This window comes from Litorivivens sp., from assembly GCF_041625495.1.
GTDB lineage: Bacteria > Pseudomonadota > Gammaproteobacteria > Pseudomonadales > Spongiibacteraceae > Litorivivens.
In genome coordinates, this window is sequence record NZ_JBFJTH010000167.1 from 1 (window position 1) to 8,178 (window position 8,178).

Here is an 8,178-nt window from a genome sequence, read left to right on the forward strand (position 1 = left end):
CCTGACGCTGCCCTTTGGTCTATTCGTCGACAATGTAACGCTGCTCGGCCACATTGACATTCTTGGCAGCAAAATTGTACAGATACAGTATGACTATCGCCCATCGTCCGTGGTTTACCAACTACTGGGTTTTGCCAGTGTTTTGTGGGGGGCATGGTGCTGCCGCTTGCTATGGCGCAACAGTAATCGCTTCGCTGCAATCTTATTAAGTAGTTATCTGGTCGTACTTGGCCTGTCGTTCGCCTTACAGCTGCTCTACAACTTTGGGCATGTGCAAGCAGATATTCCCGGCGGAATTACCTTCCTGTGGTTGTTTGTGGTTATTTCTCTGTGTTTTGGCCACGACACTCGCCTCCTTATTCAGGAGCTGAACCAGCAGCGGGACGAACTCCACGAAGAGGTTGAGCGCCGACGTATTGCGGAACACACGGTGCGAGCTCAGGCTTTCTCAGACTCGCTGACCGGCCTGCCCAACGAATTGGAATTACGTGCCCAGCTCAAAGAGACGCTGCTGAGCGACCCCACCGGCTTGAGCCTGATGCTGGTATAGGTCGACCGCCTGCGGGAAATTCGGCAGTCCTTAAGCGAAAGCCATTGCGACGCCATTCTAGTGAGTATTGCCGACCGGCTTAAGGCCGATATGCCCAACAGTCAATGGTTGACAACACATGGCCGTAAACTCACTCTTAGTGCAGGCAGCTAATCTCGGCACTATTCTCAGCACGATGCTGCAACCATTGAAACAACTACTGCAGTATCTATGGAGCTGACTTACTACATAACCAGCGCGCTCGCCCTGTACACGGCAATAGAAGCCGTCATTATGGGAACAGCAGACCGCTATCGTGCGCTGTATCAGGCATTTGCCGCACTGTGTTTCAGCGTTGCACTGTTTTTGACCGCGACCGCCTGGTTCTACAGGGCCGAAACGCTGGAAAGCTTCTCTATTGCAACCAAGATCCAGAACATAGGAGCCTTTGGCTACCTGGTTGCATTCGCCTGGATGCTCGCCCTATATGCAGGGGTTATTAACAAATCGTTAAGCAAGCCCCTGTTAATTGCCTACAGCGCCGTATGTACAGCGCTGCTGGTCTACAGCCTGACCCTACCCTACGGCTTCTTTTTAGACAATCTGCAGTTCTACCCTGAGCAGGAAGGTTCCGAGCGGTTTTCATTCACCTACCGGAAAACATCAGCCGCGTTCCAGCTGTTGGCGATACTTATGGTCGGCTGGGGATGCTGGTGCTGCATGCATATGCACCGGCGCGGCACCAGACTGGCCGCCTGCCTGATAGGCAGTTACGTGTTACTCCAAGCCGTATCGGCAACTTCTCAGCTGCTTTACTACTACGACCTGAGCCCGTTTGTATTGCCCGGTGGAGTCATTTTCGTCTGGTTATTCGCTGTTATTGGTGTGTGTTTCGGAGTCGATAATCGAGCGCGGGTGGCAGAGCTGTCGGATAAGAGTCAGCGCCTATCCAAAGAACTCAAAGAAAAGGCCGCCTCTGAACAACGCGCCCGCCAGCAGGCATTTACTGACGAGCTGACCCGACTGGCCAACAACCGCAAGCTAAAGGCAGCGATCGAGCGCTGCCGAAAGGACAAGCGTCGAGGCTATAAGCTGTTAGTCATTCAAATTGATCGCTATCGTGAACTTAAGCAAACCTTTGGCGAGACTAACTGTGAATCACTGCTGCGCCAGCTGGCCGATCGATTGCGAACTCACTACCGCAAAGCCAAGCTCACAGCCCGCATTTCCGAGGCGGAGTTTGCCCTGATCACCACGCAACCGGAAGAGATCATCGAACTCTCGGCAGAAAGCGGTATCGGTCAGGTGATCCCAGGGAGCGCCTTGGCCACGCCATTTCGCATTGGCCAACAGGCTTTAGATCTGAACTACAGCATCGGCATGGTAGACATTGTGGACAGCCTCTCCACCGAAGAGCTGCTCTACCACGCCGATCTGGCAATTGAAGATGCGACTAACCGGGGCGGTGATACCGCAATCTACTATGACCCCTCATTTGCTGCCGTCATGGCGGAGCGCCAGGCTCTTGAGCTCGCCCTTGATCTGGCATTTAAAGATAATCACTTTCGGCTTTACTACCAGCCACAGCTCAACGCCAATCGTGAACCGGTCGGTGCAGAAGCCTTAATCCGCTGGCAACATCCCGTGCGCGGCCTGATATCACCAGCATTGTTTATCCCCCTGGCAGAACGACGCGGAATGATGGTCGAACTGGGCGACTGGGTGTTGGAAGAGGCCTGTCACGCACTGGCTCGCTGGCAACGCAATGGTGCATTTCGCGGCCGACTGTCGATCAATGTCAGTCCCTGGCAATTACGCGCCCATCAGTACGCGGACAAAACTCTCGCAACCATGCGTCGCTTTGATATTTCGCCCGACAGCATCACCCTGGAGCTGACCGAAAGTGCACTGATAGACGATGACAAGGCGACCTATCGGGAACTGGAGAAATTGCGCAATGCCGGCGTACTGATTGCCATTGACGATTTTGGCACCGGCTTTTCCTCCCTGTCCTATCTCGCACGGCTACCGCTGGATATCCTGAAAATCGACAAATACTTCATCGACCAGCTACACACTGTCAGGGGCCGCCAACTGCTCGACGGCATGCTCAATATTGGTGCAGCGCTGGACATCAAGGTTGTCGCGGAAGGCGTGGAAACCCCCGAGCAGTTCCAGGCCTTGGTAGGAATGGGCTGCACCCATGTGCAGGGGTTCCTGTTTAGCAAGCCACTGCCTGAAGACGAATTCCTGCGCTGGCGTCCAACTGAGGACGACCCTAGACACTCCGTGCACAGTCACGGAGTGTGATACCATCGACGACTATGAGCAGCGCAGTTACCCCCTCCCAATTGATCGATCGCTTTGACCGACAAATCAATTATGTACGGCTGTCCGTAACGGACCGCTGCGATTTTCGCTGCGTCTATTGTATGGCCGAAGACATGACGTTTCTGCCCCGCAATCAGATACTGTCTCTGGAACAGTTGTACGACGTCGGCAAGGCTTTTGTAGACCTTGGCGTTACCAAAATTCGTCTTACCGGCGGCGAACCCCTGATCCGGAACAATGTGTTATCGCTGGTAGAACGCCTGGGTGCGCTGGAAGGCCTCAAAGAGCTACACCTAACGACCAATGGCGCCCAGCTGGACAAGTATGCACCAGCGCTCAAAGCTGCCGGACTCACCGGCATCAATATCAGCGTCGACAGCCTGCAGGCAGACAAATTCAGACAGCTCACCCGCACTGGCGACCTTAACCGGGTATTACGCGGTATCGACGCCGCAATCGACGCCGGTTTTTCGCGCATCAAACTCAACGCCGTCATTCTTCGGGGCCGCAATGATGACGAAGTGCTCGATCTGGTGGAGTTCGCCCGACACAAGTGCGTGGACATTTCCTTCATTGAAGAAATGCCACTGGGTCTGATTGACGAGCACAGTCGGGCCTTGAGTTTCTGTTCCAGTGACGAGCTGCGCGAGATAATAGACGAGCGCTACCCACTCGGAAACAGCCACGAAAACACCGGGGGGCCCTCTGATTATTACCGCATGGTAGACAGTTCAATAAGGGTTGGCTTCATCTCACCTCACAGCCACAACTTTTGCCATTTGTGCAACCGCGTGCGCGTTACCGTTGAAGGACGCTTGCTGCTCTGCCTTGGAAACGAGCATTCGGCCGACCTTAAAGAGGTGCTGGATGCATACCCCGGTGACAGCGAGCGATTGCAGCATACTATCCGCCAGGCCATGGCCATCAAACCCGAGCGCCATCATTTCGAACTTAACGACGACGAACCACAGATCGTCCGCTTTATGAACATGACCGGTGGATAAACACACCCTCATCGAAAAGCTCCAATTAAGTCCCCACCCCGAAGGTGGCTTTTTCCGGCGCACCTATGAGAGCTCGCACACCCACCTGGGGCGACGCCTGATGAGCAGCATTTTTTACCTGCTCACTGATGATCAACCCACCGGACACCTGCATCGCAACCGCTCCGATATCGTGCACTACTGGCAAGGTGGTGGCTCCCTGCTTTACACCCTGCTGACGCCGGAAGGTAAACTTCTGCAAATAACACTCGGGCCGGATGTACCCAGCGGCGAACAACTGCAACTCACCGTGCCCGGTGGATTCTGGAAGGGCTCTCAATTACTCTGTGGCGATTACGCGCTGATCTCGGAAGCTGTATGCCCTGGCTTTGATTTCGACGATCACGAAATGGCCAGCGCGGATGAAATGCAGCAGCGCTACCCGGAACACTGGCCCAGCCTGAAAGCCCTCTGCCAAACCTAATTCACAATCAGGAACAGGAGTTAACACGGTGCAGGATTCCCCGGCCACAGTGGCCGTGAACACGTTGATCAATGGCTTTGCCGGCGCCGGCTATATCGCCAGTGAAGCCATCGCCACCACGGTTTATCTCGCCCAACAGCTGCAGCGCCCGATTCTGGTGGAAGGCCCACCCGGCGTAGGCAAAACCGAACTGGCCAAAGCAACGGCTCAGTTCAATGGACTGCCCCTGGTGCGCCTGCAATGCTATGAAGGCCTGGACGAAAGCAAAGCACTTTACGACTGGAAATATTCCAAGCAATTGCTCTACAGCCAGGTTCTCAAAGAGCAGCTGCACGATATTCTTCAGGGCGCCAAAGGGCTGGCCGAATCTGTGGAACGGCTGAAATCCTTCGGCGATATTTTCTATTCGGAAGAATTTCTCGAACCGCGCCCGCTACTCAAAGCGCTCCGAGAAAAGGATGGCGCGGTCCTGCTGATCGATGAGATTGACAAATCCGACTATGAATTCGAATCGCTGCTGCTGGAAATTCTGTCCGACTTTCAGGCGTCCATCCCAGAAATCGGCACCATCCACGCCACCACGAAACCGGTCGTCATCCTCACCAGCAACAACACGCGCGATCTGAGCGACGCGCTCAAACGCCGTTGCCTGCACCTATACATTGACTTTCCCAGTCGCGCGCTCGAAACCCGCATAGTAAAAACCCGAGTGCCGGAAATTCCAGACTCTCTCGGCGAGCAGCTGGTTACCTTTATTCAGCAGGTCCGCGAACTGGATCTGAAAAAGGCCCCAGCCGTTAGCGAGACATTGGACTGGGCTCGCGCCCTGCTGCTGCTGCACGCCACCGCCCTATCGCCGGAGCTGGTGCAAAGCACCTTGAATGTGATCCTCAAGTTCGAAGAGGATATCCAGCTGGTGACGCCGGAAATCCGGCAGCTATTGAAAGGCTAGGCGCCACCACCATGGAACAGACTCTGCTTGGCTTTATCAATACCCTACGGCAGCACGACGTGCGTATCTCTACCAGCGAAACCCTCGATGCACTGCAAACAGCCGACGTTATTGGTTACAGTAACCAGCAGCTGCTGCGCGATGCACTGGCAGCCTCACTCACTAAAACGCGTGACGAGAAAGCCCTGTTCCACCAGTGTTTTGACCTGTACTTTCTGGCCAAAGGTGAGCGCCACAGCGAACAGCAGCAAACCAAGACAGAATCACCTCACCCGAGCAAGTTTGAATTGCCTGACGCTGTAGCCGGCGACGCCGCCGTGCAGAATGCGCTCAGCGCGCCGATGGTGCAGGCCGCACTGGAAGGTAATAATGATGCCGTGGCCATGGCCATCGAAGAAGCCGCCGAAGGCATCAGCCTGGACAATGTGCGCTTTAACACCCAGAAAGGCATATTCCGGCGGCGCCTGGCAGAAGCAGCAGGTACCGGCCAATTCGACAGGGCCATCGATGCATTGAAGGCCATCGACAGCGAGGAGCTGGCTGGCCCCATTGAATGGCTGGAACAGCAGCGATATGTGCTTGATATGGCGGCGCGCGATGCCGTTGAGCACCAGCTATTACTTAACGCCAATGCCGCCGGGCGCGCCATTCAACAACAGATGCTGCGCAATACCCGACTTTCGGCGCTGGAGCACTACCACCTGAAACAGCTCCCCACACTGATTCGCGCACTGGCTAAAAAACTCGCCACCCGTCACCGCCAACGGCGCCGGGTTGACCGTCGCGGCAAACTCGACATGTCAAAGACCCTGCGCCGCAACCTAGCCTATGGTGGCGTACCCTTCCATACCTACTGGAAGCAAAAGCGGAAAGACCAGCCAAAACTCGTTGTGCTTTGCGATGTCAGTGGCTCCGTCTCGACTTACGCCCGTTTTCTGCTGCTGTTCCTGTACAGCCTGACCGATGTGATGCCTCGCATCCGCAGCTTTGTGTTTACCAGCGAAACCTACGAGGTGACCGACCTATTTGAGCGCCACCCGCCTGAGCAGGCGGTTGAACTGGTCAACCAGAAGTGGGGGCGCGGCAGCAGCGACTACGGCAACAGTTTCAAACAGTTTGTAAGCGAGTACTCTGCCCAGATCGACCGCAATACCACGCTTATCATCCTCGGTGACGGCCGTGCCAATAGCGCGGACCCCGGCCTCGACCAACTGCGAGAACTCTACCAGCGCAGCAAGTATCTGCTCTGGTTCAACCCCGAACCCCGCGCAAGCTGGAATACTGGCGACTCCGAGATCAAACGCTACCAGAGCGCCTGTCATTTTGTAGCCGAGTGCAACTCGATGGCCAAACTGGAGCGCTTATTGGACCGCCTGCTCACCGTTTTGCACTGATCCCGGTACGCACAATTACGGGTACTGCTTGCCACCGGTTCCAGTAGAGTACGTCTCTAGAACCATCAGGAGCCTGACAGCATGGCCGATCACCGCATAGAGAAACGTTACCAAACTGCCGACGACAACTGCCTGGATATCTATCTGCAGAACGGTGGCTATTCGATCGTGGCAAGCCGCGAAGAATGCCAAGTAACAGACATTTCCAAACACGGGCTGAAAGTACGCTGCATCAACCCGTTGCGCGTGTTCGAACGTTTTCGCCTTCGCTTTCACCTTGAATCCGGCAACGATCTGACGCTGTTCGGCACCGTCCGCTGGGTGGTAGCTGAGGGTGGCAACCGCTACCTGATGGGTCTTCTACTGGAAGACACACTCGGCACCGACTACCTTTTGTGGCAGAACCGTCTGAGCAAGATGCTTCTGCGGTCTTCGTCAGCAGCATCGCTAACCAGTGATCATGCCAGTTTGGCTGGGTAGAACCTCGGGGCGATACTGCCCCCCAGTCAACCAATCGCGAAAAAATGAGCGCTAGGTCACATTACGATCACGCTACAGGCTTGCCGGGAACAATCGTGGTAGTATTCTCACCACTTTCGTTTCCATGCCTCTGTAATCATGATGAATACCGAACGCCGCAACGACCGCCGCTTTGACGACCAGTCACTGGTTTTTGTAGAAGTGGAATCCGCTCAGCCTGACGCTACGGCATCAGCCAAACTTGCTTTGGCCCGTACCTTGGATATCTCCTCCCGCGGTATGCAGATCGCCACCAAAGAATCTCTGCTCCCCGAACGTATCCTGCGAATTTTCGTGGATAACGGTGAGGAATACCCGCTGACGCTGGTAGGCGAGGTCAAGTGGACCCGACAGGTGGGAAATGAATACCAGTCAGGGGTAGAGCTTTATCCATCGCGCGAAACGGCACAGAGCCAGTGGGCAGATAAAGTACTAAAGCACGGCTTGCGCGAAGCCGCCAATAGCTAGCGCACTCATGCCCCGACCGGGCCAGCCCAACGCCCAGTTTAGCCAGTGAACAGCCGCGTTAGCGCGGCTGCAGCCTCACCGGCATGTCTTTATAGCCATTCACCAGATTTGAGCGAATGCGCTTTGGCTCTCCGGCCAACTCAGCACCACTAAACAGCTTGAAGAACTCCTCAAAGAAAATCCGGGCTTCCAGTCGCGCCAGATTGGCGCCCAGGCACAAATGTATGCCGTGACCAAAAGCCAAGTGGGGATTGGGGTTCCTTGAGATATCAAACGTTAGCGGATTTTCAAACACGCGCTCATCAAAATTGGCCGATGAGTACAGCATCACCACTCGATCATTTTCCCGGATTTTCTGGCCCCGCAGCTCGGTATCACAGGTTGCTGTGCGGCGGAAGTAATGCAGCGGCGTAGACCACCGCAGCATTTCCTCCACCGCCGCCGGCAGCTGGTCCGGGTTGGCCTCTAGCTGGCGATATAGCTCAGGCTGCTTCAGCAGCTCATGCATACCACTGGCA

At 55.3% G+C, this 8,178-nt stretch carries 9 protein-coding genes; 8 read left to right on the forward strand and 1 reads right to left on the reverse strand.

Going from position 1 to position 8,178, the window contains the following annotated elements; genetic code table 11:
* The 8 genes from ABYP39_RS15500 to ABYP39_RS15535 all read left to right on the forward strand — a co-directional run.
* Nucleotides 1-550: hypothetical protein (locus tag ABYP39_RS15500; RefSeq protein WP_372783432.1), on the forward strand; the 550-nt coding region annotated here is incomplete at its 5' end.
* A 210-nt stretch (nucleotides 551-760) separates the two neighbouring features.
* Nucleotides 761-2,839: a putative bifunctional diguanylate cyclase/phosphodiesterase gene (locus ABYP39_RS15505; protein WP_372783434.1), complete on the forward strand. Its 2,079-nt coding sequence runs from the start codon at nucleotides 761-763 to the stop codon at nucleotides 2,837-2,839.
* 14 nt (nucleotides 2,840-2,853) lie between these two features.
* Nucleotides 2,854-3,864, forward strand: coding sequence for a GTP 3',8-cyclase MoaA (gene moaA / locus ABYP39_RS15510; RefSeq protein ID WP_372783436.1), 1,011 nt, complete (start codon nucleotides 2,854-2,856; stop codon nucleotides 3,862-3,864).
* On the forward strand, nucleotides 3,857-4,327 hold the full coding sequence (locus ABYP39_RS15515) for a cupin domain-containing protein (protein ID WP_372758293.1): 471 nt from the start codon (nucleotides 3,857-3,859) through the stop codon (nucleotides 4,325-4,327). Before moaA ends, ABYP39_RS15515 begins: the two co-directional genes overlap by 8 nt.
* Nucleotides 4,328-4,355: 28 nt before the next feature.
* A complete protein-coding gene (locus ABYP39_RS15520) occupies nucleotides 4,356-5,279 on the forward strand; it encodes an AAA family ATPase (RefSeq protein ID WP_372750463.1) in 924 nt (307 codons plus the stop codon).
* 11 nt (nucleotides 5,280-5,290) lie between these two features.
* Nucleotides 5,291-6,673, forward strand: coding sequence for a VWA domain-containing protein (locus ABYP39_RS15525; protein WP_372783438.1), 1,383 nt, complete (start codon nucleotides 5,291-5,293; stop codon nucleotides 6,671-6,673).
* 81 nt (nucleotides 6,674-6,754) lie between these two features.
* Complete coding sequence (locus tag ABYP39_RS15530; RefSeq protein ID WP_372783440.1) at nucleotides 6,755-7,153, forward strand: PilZ domain-containing protein; 399 nt, start codon at nucleotides 6,755-6,757, stop codon at nucleotides 7,151-7,153.
* Between the two features lie 138 nt (nucleotides 7,154-7,291).
* Entirely contained in the window at nucleotides 7,292-7,660 is a 369-nt protein-coding gene (locus tag ABYP39_RS15535) for a PilZ domain-containing protein (protein WP_372748156.1), read from the forward strand.
* Between the two features lie 58 nt (nucleotides 7,661-7,718).
* Here the strand turns inward: ABYP39_RS15535 and ABYP39_RS15540 are convergent.
* The coding region (locus tag ABYP39_RS15540; RefSeq protein WP_372783442.1) for a cytochrome P450 at nucleotides 7,719-8,178 on the reverse strand (460 nt) is incomplete at its 5' end.